The 17,095-nt window shown below is 66.4% G+C and carries 17 protein-coding genes; 4 read left to right on the top strand and 13 right to left on the bottom strand.

Annotation, left to right across the window (positions count from 1 at the left end):
- The first annotated feature begins 34 nt into the window (after window positions 1-34).
- Complete coding sequence (locus M4578_RS09305) at window positions 35-967, top strand: ketopantoate reductase family protein (protein ID WP_258093172.1); 933 nt, start codon at window positions 35-37, stop codon at window positions 965-967.
- A 239-nt stretch (window positions 968-1,206) separates the two neighbouring features.
- Here M4578_RS09305 and pnp read toward each other — a convergent pair whose 3' ends face one another.
- From pnp to M4578_RS09275, 6 genes are all read right to left on the bottom strand, one after another.
- Window positions 1,207-3,357, bottom strand: coding sequence for a polyribonucleotide nucleotidyltransferase (pnp, locus tag M4578_RS09300; RefSeq protein ID WP_258093171.1), 2,151 nt, complete (start codon window positions 3,355-3,357; stop codon window positions 1,207-1,209).
- A 189-nt stretch (window positions 3,358-3,546) separates the two neighbouring features.
- Entirely contained in the window at window positions 3,547-3,804 is a 258-nt protein-coding gene (locus M4578_RS09295) for a DUF6525 family protein (RefSeq protein ID WP_258093170.1), read from the bottom strand.
- A gap of 203 nt (window positions 3,805-4,007) precedes the next feature.
- On the bottom strand, window positions 4,008-5,999 hold the full coding sequence (locus tag M4578_RS09290; protein ID WP_258093169.1) for a pre-peptidase C-terminal domain-containing protein: 1,992 nt from the start codon (window positions 5,997-5,999) through the stop codon (window positions 4,008-4,010).
- Window positions 6,000-6,227: 228 nt separating this feature from the next.
- A complete protein-coding gene (gene rpsO / locus M4578_RS09285; RefSeq protein ID WP_258093168.1) occupies window positions 6,228-6,497 on the bottom strand; it encodes a 30S ribosomal protein S15 in 270 nt (89 codons plus the stop codon).
- Between the two features lie 447 nt (window positions 6,498-6,944).
- Window positions 6,945-7,961, bottom strand: a complete 1,017-nt coding sequence (locus M4578_RS09280) for a calcium-binding protein (RefSeq protein WP_258093167.1) — start codon at window positions 7,959-7,961, stop codon at window positions 6,945-6,947.
- 78 nt (window positions 7,962-8,039) lie between these two features.
- Entirely contained in the window at window positions 8,040-8,579 is a 540-nt protein-coding gene (locus tag M4578_RS09275; RefSeq protein WP_258093166.1) for a DUF1643 domain-containing protein, read from the bottom strand.
- 102 nt (window positions 8,580-8,681) lie between these two features.
- Between M4578_RS09275 and M4578_RS09270 the strand changes: the two genes are divergently transcribed.
- Both M4578_RS09270 and M4578_RS09265 read left to right on the top strand, forming a co-directional pair.
- On the top strand, window positions 8,682-9,653 hold the full coding sequence (locus tag M4578_RS09270) for a threonine ammonia-lyase (RefSeq protein WP_258093165.1): 972 nt from the start codon (window positions 8,682-8,684) through the stop codon (window positions 9,651-9,653).
- Between the two features lie 63 nt (window positions 9,654-9,716).
- Window positions 9,717-11,147 carry a ferredoxin reductase family protein gene (locus tag M4578_RS09265; RefSeq protein ID WP_258093164.1) on the top strand — a complete coding sequence of 477 codons (1,431 nt, stop codon included), beginning with the start codon at window positions 9,717-9,719 and terminating at the stop codon, window positions 11,145-11,147.
- Here the strand turns inward: M4578_RS09265 and M4578_RS09260 are convergent.
- Genes M4578_RS09260 through trxA form a run of 4 tightly spaced genes read right to left on the bottom strand, consistent with a single transcriptional unit; the run spans window position 11,132 to window position 13,225 of the window.
- Window positions 11,132-11,398: a hypothetical protein gene (locus M4578_RS09260; RefSeq protein ID WP_258093163.1), complete on the bottom strand. Its 267-nt coding sequence runs from the start codon at window positions 11,396-11,398 to the stop codon at window positions 11,132-11,134. The genes M4578_RS09265 and M4578_RS09260 overlap by 16 nt on opposite strands.
- A 40-nt stretch (window positions 11,399-11,438) precedes the next feature.
- Window positions 11,439-11,642: a Trm112 family protein gene (locus tag M4578_RS09255; protein ID WP_258093162.1), complete on the bottom strand. Its 204-nt coding sequence runs from the start codon at window positions 11,640-11,642 to the stop codon at window positions 11,439-11,441.
- Window positions 11,639-12,283: an LON peptidase substrate-binding domain-containing protein gene (locus M4578_RS09250; protein ID WP_258093161.1), complete on the bottom strand. Its 645-nt coding sequence runs from the start codon at window positions 12,281-12,283 to the stop codon at window positions 11,639-11,641. Before M4578_RS09250 ends, M4578_RS09255 begins: the two co-directional genes overlap by 4 nt.
- Window positions 12,284-12,310: 27 nt before the next feature.
- Window positions 12,311-13,225, bottom strand: a complete 915-nt coding sequence (gene trxA / locus M4578_RS09245) for a thioredoxin (protein WP_258093160.1) — start codon at window positions 13,223-13,225, stop codon at window positions 12,311-12,313.
- A gap of 248 nt (window positions 13,226-13,473) precedes the next feature.
- On the opposite strand from trxA, the gene M4578_RS09240 reads away from it, so the two are divergent.
- Window positions 13,474-13,842, top strand: a complete 369-nt coding sequence (locus M4578_RS09240) for a VOC family protein (RefSeq protein ID WP_258093159.1) — start codon at window positions 13,474-13,476, stop codon at window positions 13,840-13,842.
- Window positions 13,843-13,866: 24 nt separating this feature from the next.
- Here the strand turns inward: M4578_RS09240 and M4578_RS09235 are convergent, their stop codons facing one another.
- The 3 genes from M4578_RS09235 to M4578_RS09225 form a co-directional block, all read right to left on the bottom strand.
- Window positions 13,867-14,544, bottom strand: coding sequence for an endonuclease/exonuclease/phosphatase family protein (locus M4578_RS09235; protein ID WP_258093158.1), 678 nt, complete (start codon window positions 14,542-14,544; stop codon window positions 13,867-13,869).
- Window positions 14,545-14,551: 7 nt separating this feature from the next.
- On the bottom strand, window positions 14,552-15,973 hold the full coding sequence (cls, locus tag M4578_RS09230) for a cardiolipin synthase (protein WP_258093157.1): 1,422 nt from the start codon (window positions 15,971-15,973) through the stop codon (window positions 14,552-14,554).
- Between the two features lie 170 nt (window positions 15,974-16,143).
- Window positions 16,144-17,055: a LysR family transcriptional regulator gene (locus M4578_RS09225; RefSeq protein ID WP_258093156.1), complete on the bottom strand. Its 912-nt coding sequence runs from the start codon at window positions 17,053-17,055 to the stop codon at window positions 16,144-16,146.
- Window positions 17,056-17,095 lie beyond the last annotated feature (40 nt).

Here is a 17,095-nt window from a genome sequence, read left to right as displayed (position 1 = left end):
TCTTTCATGGCGGCGGCATCTGACGGAGGGCCTGATGAAAATTGCAGTGATGGGCGCGGGCGCGCTTGGTGGGTATTTCGGTGGCCGGCTGGCGCAGGCCGGGCACGAGGTCTGGCTGATCGCGCGCGGGGCGCATCTCGAGGCGATGCAAGCGAACGGGCTGAAGATCCTCAGCCCCAAGGGCGATGCGCATGTGACCGCGATCCATGCCACGGGCGACCCGGCCGAGGTCGGCCCGGCGGATGTCATCCTCTTCATGGTCAAGAACCGCGACGTGGAAAGCGCGGGCGAGGCCATCAGGCCGATGCTGGGCCCCGACACCTTTGTCGTCACCTGCCAGAACGGTGTCACCGCCTGGGAACGGCTGGGCGCGATCATCGGGCCGGAGCGCGTGCTGCCCGGCGTTGCCCGCATTCCCGGCGACATTCCCGAGCCCGGCACCGTGCGCCACAGCGCCGAGTTCGACATGCTGATCTTTGGCGAGCCCGGTGGCGGCACGAGCCCCCGGGCCGAGGCGCTGGCCGCAGCTCTGCGCGCGGCCGGCACCACCGCGGTCGTCCCCGACAACATCCAGCACGAGCTCTGGTCGAAGTTCTGCTCTCAGGCGACGCTGGCCTCGCTGACCACGCTGACCGGGCTCGACCTTGGCCCGCTGCGCGAGACCCCGGCCTCGCGCCAGCTTTTCAAGGACGCAATCAACGAGACCATCGCCGTGGGCCGGGCGGTGATCCCCGATCTGCCGGACGACGTGTTCGAAAAGAACTGGGTCTTCGTCGAGACCCTGCCCGCCACCATGCACGCCTCGATGCTCGACGACCTGCGGCGCGGCAAACCGATCGAACACGAATATCTGAGCGGCGATGTGGTGCGGCTGGGGGCGCAATACGGCGTGCCGACCCCGATCCATTCGGTGCTATACGCCGCGCTGAAACCCATTGCCGACCAGCTCGAAACCGGCGCGGCATAGTACCTGGCGCAAATTCCCGCGCTGGACGGATGGCGCCGGCAACGCGAAGTGGGCCCCGGTCCCCATCCGGGGCCCCATGAGCTGCCTGAATCCGTGAGTGGCGTCAGCAGCGCCATACGACGCTCATGCCATCATGAAGAGATTAAGAAACGGGTAAAGTCTTTCGCGCTTTCCCAGTACAGAAAAAAACGCCCCGGCAGCGATGCCGGGGCGTTTCCTGTCTCGTTAGCGGGCAGACCTCAGTCGGCAGCCTCTTCCTTTTTCTTCTTCGGTTCCGGCGGCAGCTCCTCGCCGGTCTCCTGGTCGACCATCTTCATCGCCAGGCGCACCTTGCCGCGGTCGTCGAAGCCGAGCAGCTTCACATAGACTTCCTGGCCTTCCTTCAGCACGTCCGAGGGATGGTTCAGGCGGCGGTTCTCGATCTGGGACACATGCACCAGACCGTCGCGCTTGCCGAAGAAGTTCACGAAGGCGCCGAAATCGACGATCTTCACGACCTTGCCCTTGTAGACCTTGCCCTCTTCCGGCTCTGCCACGATCGAATAGATCATGTCATAGGCCTTCTGGATGGCTTCGCCGTTCGGCGACGCGATCTTGATCACGCCGTCGTCGTTGATGTCGACCTTGGCGCCCGAGGTTTCCACGATCTCGCGGATCACCTTGCCGCCCGAACCGATCACTTCGCGGATCTTGTCGGTCGGGATCTGCATGGTCTCGATGCGCGGCGCGTGCACGCTGAACTCACCGGCGGTGGTGATCGCCTTGGCCATCTCGGCCAGGATGTGCATGCGGCCTTCCTTGGCCTGCGCCAGAGCCTGCTTCATGATCTCGGGCGTGATGCCCGCGACCTTGATGTCCATTTGCAGCGAGGTGATGCCGTTCTCGGTGCCCGCCACCTTGAAGTCCATGTCGCCGAGGTGATCCTCGTCGCCCAGGATGTCGGTCAGCACGGCCCAGTCGCCATCGTCTTCCAGCACGAGGCCCATGGCCACACCCGCCACCGGCGCCTTGAGCGGCACACCGGCATCCATCATCGACAGCGAGCCGCCGCAGACGGAAGCCATCGAGGAGGAGCCGTTCGATTCGGTGATCTCCGACACGACGCGGATCGTGTAGGGGAAATCGGTCGGTGCGGGCAGTACGGCCTGAAGCGCGCGCCATGCCAGCTTGCCGTGGCCGATTTCGCGGCGGCCGGGCGAGCCCACACGGCCAACCTCACCCACCGAATAGGGCGGGAAGTTGTAGTGCAGCAGGAAGTTCGAGCGGAAGTTGCCGTGCAGCGCGTCGATGATCTGCTCGTCGTCGCCGGTGCCCAGCGTGGTCACGACCAGCGCCTGGGTTTCGCCACGGGTGAACAGCGCCGAGCCGTGGGTCCGCGGCAGAACCGAGGTTTCCGACAGGATCGAGCGGACCTGATCCAGCGCGCGGCCGTCGATGCGGCGCTTGTTCTTCACCACATCCGAGCGCAGCACGGTGGATTCCAGCTTTTTGATCGCCGAACCGAGGTTCGGATCTTCAAGCTGCTCTTCCGTGAGCTGGGCCTTGATCTCTTCCTTGGCGGCGGCCACGGCGGCCACGCGCTCTTGCTTGTCGGTGGTCGCGTAGGCGGCCTTCATCTTCTCTTCGCCGACGCCTTTCACGACCTCGAACAGCGCGGAGTAATCCGGCGGCTGGAAGTCGAAGGGCTCTTTCGCGGCGGATTCGGCGAGGCTGATGATCAGGTCGATAACCGGCTGGATCTGCTCGTGCGCGAAGGTCACGGCGCCCAGCATCTCGTCCTCGGTCAGCTCGTAGGCTTCCGATTCCACCATCATCACGGCGTCTTTGGTGCCGGCGACCACGAGGTCGAGACGCTGCTCGGGGTTGTTGCGCAGCCCCTGCATGTCGTCGACGGTCGGGTTCAGCACGTATTCGCCATCTTCAAAGCCGACGCGGGCGCCGGCGATCGGGCCCATGAAGGGCACGCCCGAGATGGTCAGCGCAGCCGAGGCGGCGATCATCGCGACGATGTCGGGGTCGTTGACCAGATCGTGGCTCAGCACGGTGCACATCACCAGCACTTCATGCTTGAAGCCCGGAACGAACAGCGGGCGGATCGGACGGTCGATCAGGCGGGCGGTGAGCGTCTCTTTCTCGGTCGGACGCGCCTCGCGCTTGAAGAAGCCGCCCGGCACTTTACCGGCGGCATAGTATTTTTCCTGGTAGTGGACGGTCAGCGGAAAGAAATCCTGACCAGGCTTCGGCTCTTTCGCGAAGGTCACGTTGGCCATGACGCTGGTCTCGCCCAGCGTGGCGATGACCGAGCCGTCGGCCTGACGGGCAACCTTGCCCGTTTCCAGCGTGAGCGTTTCCTCGCCCCACTGCATGGTCTTTTTGGTAATGTTGAACATAAGTGTATCCTGTAAGGGAGCTCTCCCGGCCCTCCGGGTCTCCCGTTGGCGTGGCGGCCCCATTGCCGCCGCCCCCTATCCTCGTGCACGCGCCCGGGGGCCAAAGGCGTCACGTCTCAGATGGCGCGGCCATACAGTGTTTCCCTCCAAATGAAAAGAAAAACCCGCGATCCGCGGCGGTGCGCCGCTTTATTGCAGGGCGTCGCGGGCCAGAAGCGCCCGCTCGGTCCGGTCGAGATGTGCCAGGGCCTCTTCGGCACTGCCGCCCCGGGCCAGCACCCGCCGCCAGATCGCCAGGCAGGAGCTGGGCGACCAGGGCCGTGCCGCCTCGGCCATCCAGCGCCGCAGTGGCGGCGGCAGGGCATCGAAGCGGTGCATCGGATCTCCGGCCCGGGATCGCCGCCGAAGCCGGCTGGCCCCGCAGTTTCCCCGACCTTTCCGGCTCATGCGGCACCCGTTGCGCTGAGTGTCTCTCGCACAAAGACCGATGCAACCGAACAAGCGGCAAGAGGCGGGCGAAGGGTGAGCATGGGCCGGGAAACCTGAGATGATACGATATAACATATCACTCTAGATGTGCATGTCGCGCCTGCCAAGGCCATTTCGCTTCGAGGCGGCGGGACCGGATCACCGCTCCCGCCGCCAAGAGGTCACACGAGCAGCATCTCTTCGCCGATCATCGCAAGATCGGTGTTGGCAAACCGCACGGTGATGCCCTGATCTTCGAACACCGCCACCGTCCCCTCCTGGCTGAACGCGGCCAGCGCCGCATCGGTATCGGCAAAGCCAAAGGCCGTGAGGTCGATGATGTCCCAAGGTTCGAGGTCGAGAACACGATCCGTGCCAAGCAGCCCCGGCTCGAAGACGAAGCGGTCGGAGAGTTCTCCGCCGAACAGCAGATCGCTGCCGGGGCCGCCGACCAGCACATCGTCGGGCCCGCGCGCGCGGATCCAGTCGGTCACCCCGGAATCGTCGCTCATCAGGATCTGGACCGCGGTGAAATCGGCCCGGCTCATGCCTCCGGACAGGAGGGCCTCGGCGGCGTCGAGCGCGCCAGACCCGGTGGGAAGCTCGAGATTGCCCAGAACCAGTGCCGCGAAATCGCGGTCCGAAAGCCCGGTGTTGGCCTTCTGGAACTCAGGCGAGCGCAGAAACTTCTGCGCCAAATCCCCCAGGTCACCGCCCTGGGCCATGCGGTCGTACCAATTGTCGAACCCTCTCGGATCGGGATCGCGCCCGAGCAGCCCGCGATAAGCGCCAAAGACCTCGTCGGCCCAGCCGTTGATCTGCGTACTCAGAATCTCGACCACGGCCCCTTCCGAATGCGCCCGGCTGTATTCCGGGCTCATGACGAAGGCCCGTGCGATCCGCCCCGCATCGTAATAGGTCGACTGCGCAGTCAGCAGGTCGAGCCAGACCTGCCGCCCGGGATCGGAATCCACCACATCGCCGCGGAGCTGGACATAGTAAAAGTCGATCAGCTCCTCGTTGGTCATCTCGCCGTGAAGATCGAGAAACTCGCTGCTCTCCAGGATCTGGCTTGCCAGAACCTCCAGCCGGTATCCCGAGCCCCCGACGAGGCTGACCCCGTTGGCCAGCTCCGACGTCGTCGGCGACCGGCCAAGCAGGAAATTATACATCCCGTAGACCGCCACCATTTCCGCCAGCGTCCAGTCGACCGGCAGCGCATTGTCGCCGATCAGAAAATCGTCGCCGACATTGCCCAGAATGGTATCGGATCCACCGGCCCCGCTGATCGTCTCGTCCTCGCTCCGTCCGACGAACAGCTCCGATTGCGCGTCGCCCTCAACCGCCACCTTCCAGGTGTCGCGCAACAGCCAGACGTTCTCCGGATGGCCTTCTGGCAGTGCGGCGATCTCGTCGGCGCTGTGCTCGAACAGCTCCTGGGCGGTCAAGGCATAGTTGCCCTCCCCGAAATAGGTATAGTATTCCGAACCCCCGACAGAAACGTAATAGGTGCCGTCCTCCGGCGCCGTAAAGACCCCGACGGTCTGATTGTCGAACTCCTGATCCGTCAGCGAAAGCGGCGCGCCGGTTTCGTCATAGACCGCGGCAATCTCGGCCAGCCAGGCCCCCGAGCGGAAAGAATAGGTCGTTCCCGCCTTCAGCTCGATCGCGAACCAGTCTTCGTCCGGCGCGCTGTTTGCCGCCAGCGGCTGAATGTTGCCGAAGGTCGCACTCTCAAGGGTCAGCACACCGGTCGTATCGGGCGAGGCGGGGAAGTCATCCGTGATATCGACGGTCGAAACGCTCAGCCGGTAACCACCGGTAAGTGTGGTATAAGGACTGATTGTGGAATAGGAAGCCGCGGAAATATAGTAGGTGCCGGTCTCCGTTGCTTCGAAAAGCAGTTTCGAAAACAGCGTCCCGTCGCTGTCGTCATTGTCGGTGTTCTCGATGTACTGGCCAGAGGGATCGTACACGCCTTCTATCAGCGTGTCGCTCAAGCCGGGCATCGTTGCGGTCGCCTCACCGACCAGCTCGATCTGGTAGAAGCGCCCCGCCTCCATCTGAACCGCGAACCAGTCGGTATCGGTTGCCGGGTCGATCTCCCCGGTGACGCTGCCCCCCACGAGGACCACGCCGGTGGTGCTGGTATCTGCGGAAAAATCGTCGGCCATGAAAAAGCTCCTCAAACTGCAATCACTTTCCCAGGAAGTGTGCCACCCGTCTCCGGGATTACAACCCGGTTCCGGTTCCGGTTCCGGGCCCGCGCTCGGCGCGCTCTCGCGGACTGCGCGAGGCGGATGCGGACGACCGCGCGAGGACGGCAAAAGAAAACGCCCGCTCCAATCGGAACGGGCGCTGCAAAGCGTTGGGCGGGCGGGGCGCCCGCCGAGGCCTTGGCGTCAGCGGCGGATGCCCAGACGCTGGATCAGGCTCTGGTAACGGCCTTCGTCCTTGCCCTTCAGGTAGTCCAGCAGCTTGCGGCGCTGAGCCACGAGCTTCAGAAGGCCACGGCGCGAGTGGTTGTCCTTCTTGTGGGTCTTGAAGTGCTCGGTCAGGGTCGAAATACGGCTGGTCAGGATGGCCACCTGCACCTCGGGCGAACCGGTGTCGCCTTCCTTGGTGGCGTATTCCGTCATCAGCTTGGTTTTTTCTTCGGCAGTGATCGACATCGGGGTCTCCTTCGAAGGTTGGTGTGGATGGCGCAAGCCGGGATGTCGTCCAGCAGGGCCCGTGGAGAAAGCCGCTCGGTCGTCGAGCGGATGCGCGCGTATAGGGCGATTCCACGCCGATGAAAAGGAAAATCCCAAGTGCCCCCTGCGGCCCTCGCCCACCGAAACAGCAGCCAGACCCGCAGCGCAAGACACGGCCAGCAGGCGGCAGCCTCGCCGCCTAGCGCCGCGCAGACGCCGTATCCGGTTGCGGCCCACCGGTTGCCCCCTGGCCACGCACAGTGTGACCTGCCCTCGTACTCCGGGAGAGCATGCGCCTGGTCCTCGCAAGGTCGAAGCGACCGCCACAATACGCCGGCAGACAAGCTGCGCGGCGGTCTCTGAACCGCAGGCGCGCAGACGGTAAGGCGCAGCCCGCGCCTTGTCCTCCCCCCGTGTGACGCCCCCTCAGGGCGCCGGCGAGGCCGCGCCCAGCGCCGGTGCCATGCTTTCTCCGACAAGAACGATGCTGTCCGGGTCCGGAGCATCCGCCTCTGGCATCACCGCCAGCACGGCGCCGTCCAGCAGGAGCTCCATCATGCCTGGCGTATCGGGGCTGGCCCGCAGTTCCAGCTCGGGCACGGCATCGCCGGCGCTGTCGTCATAGACGACCAGCATCTGGTCCTGCGCGGCATCGAAATCCATCAGCGTGGCCGTCTCGCCCCCGGCACCCCAATGCCCGAGCATGAACAGGTCGGCCCCCTCGCCGCCCGTTGCCACATCGCCCGCGCCGATCTCCAGCGTGTCGTCACCATCGCCGCCGTTGAGAAAATCCTGCCCGTCGCGGTCAGAACCCGCCGCATCCCGCTCCACCCCCGACAGGGCGTCGTTGTCCCAGCCGCCGAACAGCGTATCCAATCCAAGCCCGCCGCGCAGGGTGTCGTCGCCCTCACGCCCGTGCAGCGCGTCGTTTCCGGTGCCGCCCAGCAGCGAGTCGGCGGCTTGCCCGCTTTGCAGCTCGTCGTCGCCGGCGCCGCCATCGAGCGTGCCACCCCCGTCATGGGCATAAAGCACATCGTTGCCCTCGAGCCCCAGCAGCAGATCGCTGCCGCCATCGCCATGCAACGTGTCGTTGCCCGCGCCGCCGATCACCGTATCGGACCCGTCACCGCCCAGAAGCTCGTCATCGTCGCCGCGCCCATCGACCAGATCGTCGCCGTCGGACCCGCCCAGCAGGTCGGTCCGCTCCGTGCCGATCAGCGTATCGTCCCCCGGCGTGCCGGAGGCGATCAGACCCCCGCCCCCCGTCTCAGCCCTGGCCGAAGCGGCGGCCTCCGGATCTGCGGACGCCTCTTCCGGCCCGGCATGCAGGTCTTCGGGCAGATCGCCATCGCCGACATCTTCGTCCGGCGACGTGTCTTGCGTGCCGATGACCGCGACCGATCCCAGCACCATCATTCCCATCAAACCGGCCAACCACAGCATCCGCCATCCTCACATATCAGGCGCGCGGCGATCTTCCCCGATCGCCGACAGCCCTTCAACGGATTTCGCAGAGGAAGGTTAACCGCCGGAAAACGCCGCCGCGGTTTCCGCATAGCGCGCGGCGGCGGGCCAGGGTTCGGGCTGCACCTTGTAGGAGACGTAGAGCGGGTGGCGCGGATGCCCGTCGCGGGTCAGCCCCAGATGATGCAGCGCCCCTCCGAGCGCCGCCGCCATCTCCGGGCCGCGCCCCAGATGCGCGCCATGCACGCCCCAGGCCGCCAGCGTCATATCCGCCTCGCCCTGCCAGGTCTGTAGAAGCGCGTCGTTCTCCGGCCCCACCGGCGCCTCGGCCCGGCGCAGATCCTCGGGCCGGGTGGCGCGCCAGGCGAAGAGATTGGCGATCCGCATGGCGCCGAAGCCGAGCTGCCCCGCGCGGCGCTGGCAGCGTTCGATGGTGGGATCGTTGCGCAGCTCGTCCGCCGTCGAGGGGTTCAGCATGATGTAAAGCAGCATGGGCCCGTCGCCCCAGACCCGCTCCAGCCCGTAGCGGTAGCGCTCGCAGGGCGAATAGAGCGCCCGCGAGCTCACGTCTTCCGCCTGATGATGCCGCTCGATCATGACCCGACTCCTGCCCGGCGCCGCCTTGCAGGGCAACCCCCGTTGACACCCCGGACCGCCGGGCGCACCTTGCCGCCGGAACAAGCCGACAGGATACCCCACATGGACATCGCCCGTATCGAGGCCGCCGCTCTGCGGCTGGCCGGTCACGCCCGCCGCACGCCGCTGCTCTCCTCCCCCTTCCTCGACGAGATCGCGGGCCGCCGCGTGCTGGTCAAGGCCGAGTGCCTGCAACACACCGGCAGCTTCAAGTTCCGCGGCGGCTGGTCGGCGATTTCGGCGCTTGACCCAGAGATCCGCAAGCGTGGGGTTATCGCGTTTTCCTCGGGCAACCATGCGCAGGGCATCGCCGCCGCCGCCCGCGCCCATGGCATTCCCGCCGTGATCATCATGCCCTCGGACGCGCCCGCCGCGAAGGTCGCGGGCACCAAGGGGTTGGGCGCCGAGGTCGTGCCCTATGACCGTGCCAACGAAGACCGCGACGCGCTTGGCGCCAAGCTCGCGGAAGAGCGCGGGCTGACGCTGATCAAACCGTTCGACGAGCCGCTGGTCATCGCGGGTCAGGGCACCTGCGGGCTGGAGATCGCCGAACAGGCGGCGGAGGAAGGCGTGACCGAGGCGGATGTGATCGTCTGCTGCGGTGGCGGCGGGCTCACTTCGGGCATCGCGCTGGCGCTGGAGGCCAAGGCGCCGGGCCTGCGGGTGCGGCCTGCGGAACCCGAAGGGTTTGACGATGTGAAACGCTCGCTCGCCTCGGGCGGGATCGAACGCAACAACCAGCTTTCCGGCAATATCTGCGACGCGATCGTCACGCCGCAGCCGGGCAACCTGACCTTCCCGATCATGCAGCGCCTCTGCGGGCCGGGCCTTGCCGTGTCCGAAGAAGAGGCCCTGCGCGCCATGCAGGCCGCCTTCCGCCATCTCAAGATCGTCGCCGAGCCGGGCGGCGCGGTGGCGCTGGCCTCCGCGCTCTTCCGTCCTGACGAGATCGAGGGCGATGCGGTGATCTGCACGGTTTCGGGCGGCAATGTCGATCCGGCCGTTTTCCGCCGCGCGCTCGACACCACGCTTTGACCCCGCTCAAGGCTGCGGCAAGGTTGGCAGGGTAGACTCGGCGCCATTCCTTGGGAGGCCAAGATGACCGATCTTCCCCGCCGCCGGGGCCTTCCGCCCCTGATCCTTGCGCTGCTTTATACCGGCGCGGTGCTGCTGCCCTTGGCGTTTGCCGCAGCGGCGGGCGAAGCGCATCGCCATGTGACCATGCAATTCGCTGCTGCGACGGGCACCGTGGCGGCAGGGATGATCCTGCTGCAAATGATCTCCAGCGGGCGGTTCGAGGCCGTCTCGGGCCGGATCGGCATCGACATCACCATGGCGTTTCACAAATGGGCCGCTCCCGTGGCGTTGGCGTTTGCATTGGCGCATGTGGCCTTCCTCATCGGCCTGCCCGATCCCGAGCGCCCCTATCGCGTGACCCGGCGGCTGCTCTTCTACGCCACCTCGGACACGCTTTGGGATGCGCGGTTCGCGCTCCTCCTCCTGGTGCTGCTGGTCGTATTGGCGCTGCTGCGCGACCGTCTGCCGGCACGCTACCAGATCTGGCGCGCCAGCCACGCGCTTGGCGCCGTGGCGCTGGTGGCCCTGCTGGTCTGGCACATCCTCGGCGACGGGCGCATGGGCCCGGCGGGCACCGCGCTCTGGATCGGCTTTGCGCTGGCGGTCACCCTGCCCGCGCTCTGGGTCTATGTGAAACGGCTGACGCGCCCCGCCCGCGACTGTTGGACCGTGGCGGGGGTGCGCAAGCTGACCCCGCGTATCTGGGAGCTGACGCTCGACAACCCGCAGGGACACCGGCTGCGGTTCCGCCCCGGACAATTCGTTTGGGCCAGTGTGGGTGGGCGGCGGTTGCCGCTGCACGATCACCCGTTCTCCATCGCCTCGGCCCCGCATGACCCACAGCTTCGCCTGCTGATTCAGGAGGTCGGCGATTTCACCTCCTCGCTCGGCAGCGTCACGCCGGGTACGCGGGTGGGCATCGACGGGCCGCATGGCAGCTTCGGCCCCAGCGGCAAGCCGCGCGGCGGGCTGGTGCTGATTGCCGGAGGCGTGGGGATCGCGCCGGCCCTCTCGATCCTGACCGATCTGGCCCATCGCGGCAGCGCCTGCCCCGTGCGCTTTGCCTATTCCGCGCATGACACCAAGGACATGATCCCGCAGGAGATGCTGCGCCCGGCACTCGAGGCGCTGAATGTCACGCCGCTGCTGATGGCCAGCACGGGCACCGGCGACGGGGTCGCACAAGGGCGGCTGGGCAAAGCGCAGATGCAGCGTTTGCTCGACGGGCTCGACCCGGCGCAGACCGAGGTGCTGATCTGCGGGCCAGGCCCGCTGATGACCTCGCTCACCGATTTGCTGGCCGGGATGGGGGTGCCACTGTCGCAGATCGACTACGAGCGGTTCAGCTACGGCTCCGGAGCACTATCGAGGAAAGACAAGCGGATGCTCGGCGGGTTCACACTGCTCTTCGCCGCGCTGAGCGCCGCCATCGCCGCCTATTCGCTGACCTGAGACAGCAGCCAGTCGATCAGCGCCGCCCGCAGCGCGGCATCCGGCGCGCGGTGGCGGGCAAGGAAGCTGTCGAGCTCTGCCGCCGCCTCTTGCGGGTCGCGCCCGGCGTAGGGCGCGGTCAGCGCCACCACGTCACGATGGCAGCGGGCGCAGGACTGCGTCCAATAGGCTTCGGCCTCCGGCGCCGCCGAAGCGGGCAGCCCTGCATGTCCGGCCAAGACCAGCCCCACCAAAATCACCTTCCGCCCCATGGCACTCTCCTCACGCGACACCGAGACCCGCAACCGGACCTCAATCCTCCAGTCGCCGCGCCTCATCGACCAGCATCACCGGTATGCCGTCGCGGATCGGAAAGGCCAGACCCGCCGCGCGGCTGACAAGCTCCTGCCGCTCGGCATCGTAGTCCAGCGTACCCTGCGTCGCCGGGCACACCAGCGCCTCCAGCATGCGGCGGTCGAATCCGGGCGCCTGGGGCGCGGTCACTGCGTCACTCATTGGATATTATCCTCTCCGCCGCCCCGCAGGGCATATTCGATCAGCGTCACCAGCGTTTCCCGCCGGGTCTGCAACGACGGCGCCTCGAGCAGCGCCTGCTTGTCCTCGACCGCGAATTCCAGAAGCATCGACAGCGAGTTGATCAGCAGCTCGTCATCGGCCTCTTTCAGCGTCGCCCAGTCCGCCGACAGCCCGCGCGCGTCGAAATAGCGGTCGAGCAGTTTGAGAAAGGCGCCCCGGTCGAAGCAGGGATCGCTGTCGCCGCTCTCCAGATCGCGCTCGAACCCCTCCCAGCTCACCTCGCAGCGGCGGTAGGGGGTGAACCCCTCGACCTCGCGCGACACGCGGAAGCGCGACAGGCCAGTGAGCGTGATCATATAGCGCCCGTCCTCGGTCTCCGAGAACTGCGTCACGCGGCCCGCGCAGCCGATGCGGTGCAGCCCGGTGCCGCCGTCGCGTTCGGCCATGCGGTCGGGCTGGATCATGCCGATGATCCGCGCCTCGGTCTTCAGCGCGTCGTCGAGCATCGCCAGATAGCGTGGCTCGAAGATATGCAGGGGCAGCCGGGCGCGCGGCAATAGCAGCGCGCCGGGAAGGGGAAAGACCGGGATCGTGCCCGGAAGGTCGAAACGCCTGGACATGAAGAGCGAGCTAGCCCGCATGCGCCGTCAGGCAAATATCATCGAGCTGAGCTTGCGCCGCCCGTGCAGAACCACCGGATCGTTCGGCTTCAGCGCTTCGAAAATGGTGAAGAGCTGCGCCTTGGCCGCGCCATCGTTCCACTCGCGGTCCCGCTTGAAGACCTCCAGAAGCTGCTCGACCGCGGCTTCGGCATCGCCCTTGGCGTAAAGCGCCTGCGCCAGATCGAACCGCGCCTGAAGATCGGTCGGATCGGCATCGACCTTGGCCTGAAGCTCGCCCACCGGGCCCGCATCCGCCGCCTGTTTGGCGAGTTCAAGCTGCGCATGAGCCGCTTCCAGCTCGGCGCTTTTCGAGATCGAGACCGGCGCGCCGTTCAGGATCGCCTCTGCCTGGTCGAGATCGGAGAGGGCGATATGCGCGCGGACAAAGCCGCCATAGGCGCGGGCGTTCTCGGGGTCTTCCTCGAGGATCGCGGCAAAGGTCTGCGCCGCGTCGGTGGCCGCGCCCTGCTCCAGCATTTCCTCGGCAGCATCGACCGCCTCGTCGAGCCCGCCGCTGGCGTCGCCGCCCGCCGCCTGGATGACCCGGTCGATAAACGCCTTCAGCTCGGAGCCGGGCAGCGCGCCCTGAAACCCGTCGACCGGCTGGCCCTTCCAGAAGGCATAGACCGTGGGGATCGACTGGATGCGTAGCTGGCCCGCGATCATCTGGTTCTCGTCCACGTTCACCTTGGCCATCACCACGGCGCCCTTGGCGGCCTTCACCGCCTCTTCCAGCGCCGGGCCAAGCTGCTTGCAGGGGCCGCACCAGGGCGCCCAGAAATCCACGATGACCGGGACCTCCTGCGACTTGTCCACCACCTCGGCCATGAAATCGGCCTCGGACACATCCTTGATCAGATCGCCCGTCGGCGCCTGCGTCTTGCCACCCAGTTCCAGCATCTTATCCTCCGCTGCTTGCGGTCACTTTGCTGAGAGAAATGGCCCATGCCCCCCGATCTTGCAAGGGTCGAGCCCTGCGGCATAGCAGATAGGGGCCCGCTTTCGGCGTCCTTTGCGGGCTTTCGAAGGTGCCCGACAGCGCATTTTGCACCGCACGGCGCCGTCGCTGCACCGGGCCTTCCCGCCGTTTCCTGACAGGAGCGCGCGGTATCCGCTTCCCGAGACCCACGCTGCCAAAGGAGCGCGCCATGCCGACCCCGTCCCTTTTCCTGCTCTATGTGACCGATCCGTTGGAAAGCGCCGTTTTTTACGAAACACTGTTTGGCGCACCGCCTGCGGCGCGTTTTCCGAGCTATGTCTCCTTTGCCTTCGAGAACGGCACGAGCGTCGGCCTCTGGTCCACCAGCGCACAGGATTTTCTTTCCGGCGGCAGCGGGCACCGCTGCGAAATTGCCTTCTTGGTGGCGAGCGACGACGAGGTGCAGGCATTGCACAACCGGTGGCGCGCTGCCGGCGTCATCATCGAGCAGCCGCCCGCCGAAGCGGTGTTCGGCCTGACCTTCGTGGCGCTGGACCCCGACGGACACCGTATCCGCGTCTGCACGCCGGACGCATGACACCCAGCGCGGCGGCAGCCGGCTCTATCGCCGCTCCAGCTCGGCCCAGATCGGCAGGTGGTCGGAGGCCACCCGTGCCGGACCCGAACGCTCCACCCCCATCTGCGCGATGGTCAGCCCGGCGCCATAAGCGAAGCCGTCGAGCGCCACGAAGGGCCGTGCCGCGTGATAGCTGCGCCCCGGCAGCACGAGCCGAAACTCCGTCTCCCAGGGCTCGTAACCGCGGATGTCGGACCATTCGTTGAAATCGCCCGCGATAAAGGTCCGCGCCTCGTGCCCGCGCAGATGCTCGCGGATCGCGGTCATCTGCAACAGCCGGTAACGCCGCATGAGCCCCAGATGCGCCCCCACCAGCGTCAGCCCCGCCACATCGACCTGCACCGCGCCGCGCGGTTCCAGCCCCGGCAGGTCGATCCGCTTCACGCTCTGCGGCTCCAGCCCCCGGCGCAGCAGCACCGCATTGCCATGCCAGCCGAGGCTCACGTCATTCACCGACAGATCGACCACCTCGTAATCGGTCTCCTGCGCGATCAGGAAACGCGGAATCGCGGCGGGCCGGGCGCCCAGCCGCAGATCGGCCTCCTGAAGCATGACCACATCGGCGCCGATGCCGTTCAGCACCGTCAGGATCCGTGCCGGATCGCGGCGCCGGTCGAGCCCCACCGCCTTGCGAATGTTGTAGCTGGCCAGTTTCAACCGCATCTTTTCCTCACAACACCGGCGCCATCAGCCGCGCCAGAAGCGCCCCGGCCCGCAGCCAGAGCGGCTGCTCGCCCAGCGTCTTCGCGACCGGCTCGGCGGCGGCGAAATCGGTCTCCAGCATCGCCGCCACCTCTTGCGCGAACTCATGGTCGAAGACCGTCGCCATGGTCTCGAAATTCAGCCGGAACGAGCGGTTGTCGAGATTGGCGGTGCCGATCCCCACCAGCCTATCGTCGGTCAGCACCACCTTCTGATGCATGAAGCCCGGCTGATAGCGATAGACCTTCACCCCCGCCTCGCGCACCTCGTCGAAATAGGCGAAGGCGGCCAGCCAGGTGGGCCAGTGGTCGCGCCGCTCGGGCACCAGTACGCGCACATCGCAGCCGCGCAGCGCCGCCGTCTTCAGCGCCGAGAGAATATCGCCGTCGGGCACGAAATAGGGCGAGGCGATCCACACCCGTTCGCGCGCCTCCGAGATCGCGGCGAAGTAATAGAGCGCCCCGGTGTCGAGCGTGTCCACCGGGCCGCAGGGCACGATCACCGCGTCCGCGCCGTCCTCGCGCGGCGCGGGCGTCCAGAACAGCGATGGCCCCAGCGCCTCGCCGGTGGCCCAGTGCCAGTCCTCGATATAGGCGAGCTGGAGCTGCGCCACCGCCGGTCCTCGGAGCTGCAGATGCGTATCGCGCCAGGCACCGAACTTGGCATTCAACCCGCGATAGGTGTCGGACATGTTAAGCCCGCCAAGAAAGCCTTCCCGCCCGTCCACGATCACCGTCTTGCGGTGGTTGCGGAAATTCACCTGCAGGCGCGAGGTCGGGCCGCGCGCATGGCGCGGGTCGAGCACCTGCACCCCGGCCTGCATCAGCCGCGCCCGCCACGTCCCCGAAAGCCCGTAACTGCCGACGCCGTCATAGATCACCCGCACCGTGACGCCGCGCCCGGCGGCGGCGATGAGACGGTCGGCCAGCGCGCCGCCCGTCGCATCGTCGGCGATGGTGTAATACTGCACCAGCACATAGGTTTCCGCCCGGTCGATGGCGGCGAAGATCGCCGCAAACACCGCCTCGCCGTCAATCAGCAGCTCAAGCTCGTTGCCGCCGACCACCGGCAGCCCGGCCAGCCGCTCGAACAGCCGGTGCTCCGGCAGGGCGTCGCGCGGGCGCACCGCCTTTGCATAAGACCCCAGCCGTTTCATCGCCTCGTGGCTGGCGCGGCGCTGCTTGGTGTAGCCATGCAGCTTGTGGTGGCCGAAAAGCAGATAGGCGGGCAGCGCGAACCAGGGCGAGGCCAGCAGAAAGACCACCCAGGCGACCGAACCCTGCGGTGTGCGCGCATGGCGCAGGACCCGCCAGATCGCAAGCGCCACGAAGATGGGCAGCAGGACCGCGATGACGAGGGACCAGAGGATGCGCAGGTCGGAGAAGATCATGGGTTCGCTTGTACAGGGCTTTGATCAACCCTGACAGGGGGCTTGGGTTCCCCGGCGCGGTCCGATCAGCGGAGCAAGCACCGCCGTCCCTGATAGGTCGGGTCAAAATAGACGACCGCGGCAATCGGGGGTTCGCGGCGTGACGAAGACCTCCTCCGAGCCCCTAGAGATCAGCCGTGCTGAGCTTGGGCCATTGGCGAAGCGCCTTCGTCATGCGCCACTGCTCTCAGCCAGTCTCCGAATATCTCGGACACTGAGCCGCCTTTCGGTTCCCGTGCCGACAGTAGGAAATAGGCGCTGCCGTCCTCGCAAAACCCCTGCGGTGCGACGAGAAGCCCATCCCGAATGTCGTTCTGCACCAGATGCCATGGCCCCATGGCAACGCCCAGACCCGCCACGGCAGCCTGCAAGCTGAAATAAAAATGCTCAAAGTTCTGTCCAGGGCCGGAGAGACGGGGTTCGCGGGTGTTTTCTGCCCATGTCGCCCAGGCCGACGGGCGTGAGCGTGTATGCAGCAGCGTCGCATCCGCCTTGATCCGGCCCGCATCGAAAAAAACCGCAGCCATGTCGGGGCGGCAGACTGGACCGATCCGTTCGTCAAACAGGTGCCGCGCAACGTAGGTCCCAGGCCAGGTGAAATCATTTCGGCGAATGGCGAGGTCGATGCCCGACCCAAGCGACACCGGTCCGCCACCGGCAAGCAAGCGGACATCGGCTGCCGGATGCGCCGCATGGAACTGCGGCATTCGCGGAATGAGCCAGCGCATCATCAGCGTCGGTTCGCATGAAACAGTGACCGGAGCATCGACCTGTTCGGCCTTGATGCGCTGCACTTCCTCTTCGATCTCGCCAAGCCCCCGCCCGACGACAAGCGCCAGCCCGCGCCCGACATCCGTCAGAAAAACCGCACGATTGCGACGCTCGAACAGCGGCGTTCCAAGGTCCTCCTCCAGAAGACGCACCGCTCGGCTGACCGCACCATGCGTCAGATTTAGACGTTCTGCCGCCTTGCTGAAGCTCTCAAGTTCGGCGGCCACCCGAAAACAGGCCAGTGCCGGGAGCGATGTGATGTGTTGCCTCATGTGTCATTTATTCTCACACATTCTGTTAGAAGTCATCGTT

The organism is Salipiger pentaromativorans (assembly GCF_024721115.1).
Classification (GTDB): Bacteria; Pseudomonadota; Alphaproteobacteria; order Rhodobacterales; family Rhodobacteraceae; genus Salipiger; species Salipiger pentaromativorans.
Note: the sequence above shows the minus strand (reverse complement) of the source record. Positions and strands in the feature narration are given on the sequence as shown.

Excerpts from the sequence above, each read along its gene's own strand:
- M4578_RS09305 (WP_258093172.1), top strand. The coding sequence starts at position 35 with ATGAAAATTGCAGTGATGGGCGCGGGCGCGCTTGGTGGGTATTTCGGT.
- pnp (WP_258093171.1), bottom strand. The coding sequence starts at position 3,357 with ATGTTCAACATTACCAAAAAGACCATGCAGTGGGGCGAGGAAACGCTC.
- M4578_RS09295 (WP_258093170.1), bottom strand. The coding sequence starts at position 3,804 with ATGAGCCGGAAAGGTCGGGGAAACTGCGGGGCCAGCCGGCTTCGGCGG.
- M4578_RS09290 (WP_258093169.1), bottom strand. The coding sequence starts at position 5,999 with ATGGCCGACGATTTTTCCGCAGATACCAGCACCACCGGCGTGGTCCTC.
- rpsO (WP_258093168.1), bottom strand. The coding sequence starts at position 6,497 with ATGTCGATCACTGCCGAAGAAAAAACCAAGCTGATGACGGAATACGCC.
- M4578_RS09280 (WP_258093167.1), bottom strand. The coding sequence starts at position 7,961 with ATGCTGTGGTTGGCCGGTTTGATGGGAATGATGGTGCTGGGATCGGTC.
- M4578_RS09275 (WP_258093166.1), bottom strand. The coding sequence starts at position 8,579 with ATGATCGAGCGGCATCATCAGGCGGAAGACGTGAGCTCGCGGGCGCTC.
- M4578_RS09270 (WP_258093165.1), top strand. The coding sequence starts at position 8,682 with ATGGACATCGCCCGTATCGAGGCCGCCGCTCTGCGGCTGGCCGGTCAC.
- M4578_RS09265 (WP_258093164.1), top strand. The coding sequence starts at position 9,717 with ATGACCGATCTTCCCCGCCGCCGGGGCCTTCCGCCCCTGATCCTTGCG.
- M4578_RS09260 (WP_258093163.1), bottom strand. The coding sequence starts at position 11,398 with ATGGGGCGGAAGGTGATTTTGGTGGGGCTGGTCTTGGCCGGACATGCA.
- M4578_RS09255 (WP_258093162.1), bottom strand. The coding sequence starts at position 11,642 with ATGAGTGACGCAGTGACCGCGCCCCAGGCGCCCGGATTCGACCGCCGC.
- M4578_RS09250 (WP_258093161.1), bottom strand. The coding sequence starts at position 12,283 with ATGTCCAGGCGTTTCGACCTTCCGGGCACGATCCCGGTCTTTCCCCTT.
- trxA (WP_258093160.1), bottom strand. The coding sequence starts at position 13,225 with ATGCTGGAACTGGGTGGCAAGACGCAGGCGCCGACGGGCGATCTGATC.
- M4578_RS09240 (WP_258093159.1), top strand. The coding sequence starts at position 13,474 with ATGCCGACCCCGTCCCTTTTCCTGCTCTATGTGACCGATCCGTTGGAA.
- M4578_RS09235 (WP_258093158.1), bottom strand. The coding sequence starts at position 14,544 with ATGCGGTTGAAACTGGCCAGCTACAACATTCGCAAGGCGGTGGGGCTC.
- cls (WP_258093157.1), bottom strand. The coding sequence starts at position 15,973 with ATGATCTTCTCCGACCTGCGCATCCTCTGGTCCCTCGTCATCGCGGTC.
- M4578_RS09225 (WP_258093156.1), bottom strand. The coding sequence starts at position 17,055 with ATGAGGCAACACATCACATCGCTCCCGGCACTGGCCTGTTTTCGGGTG.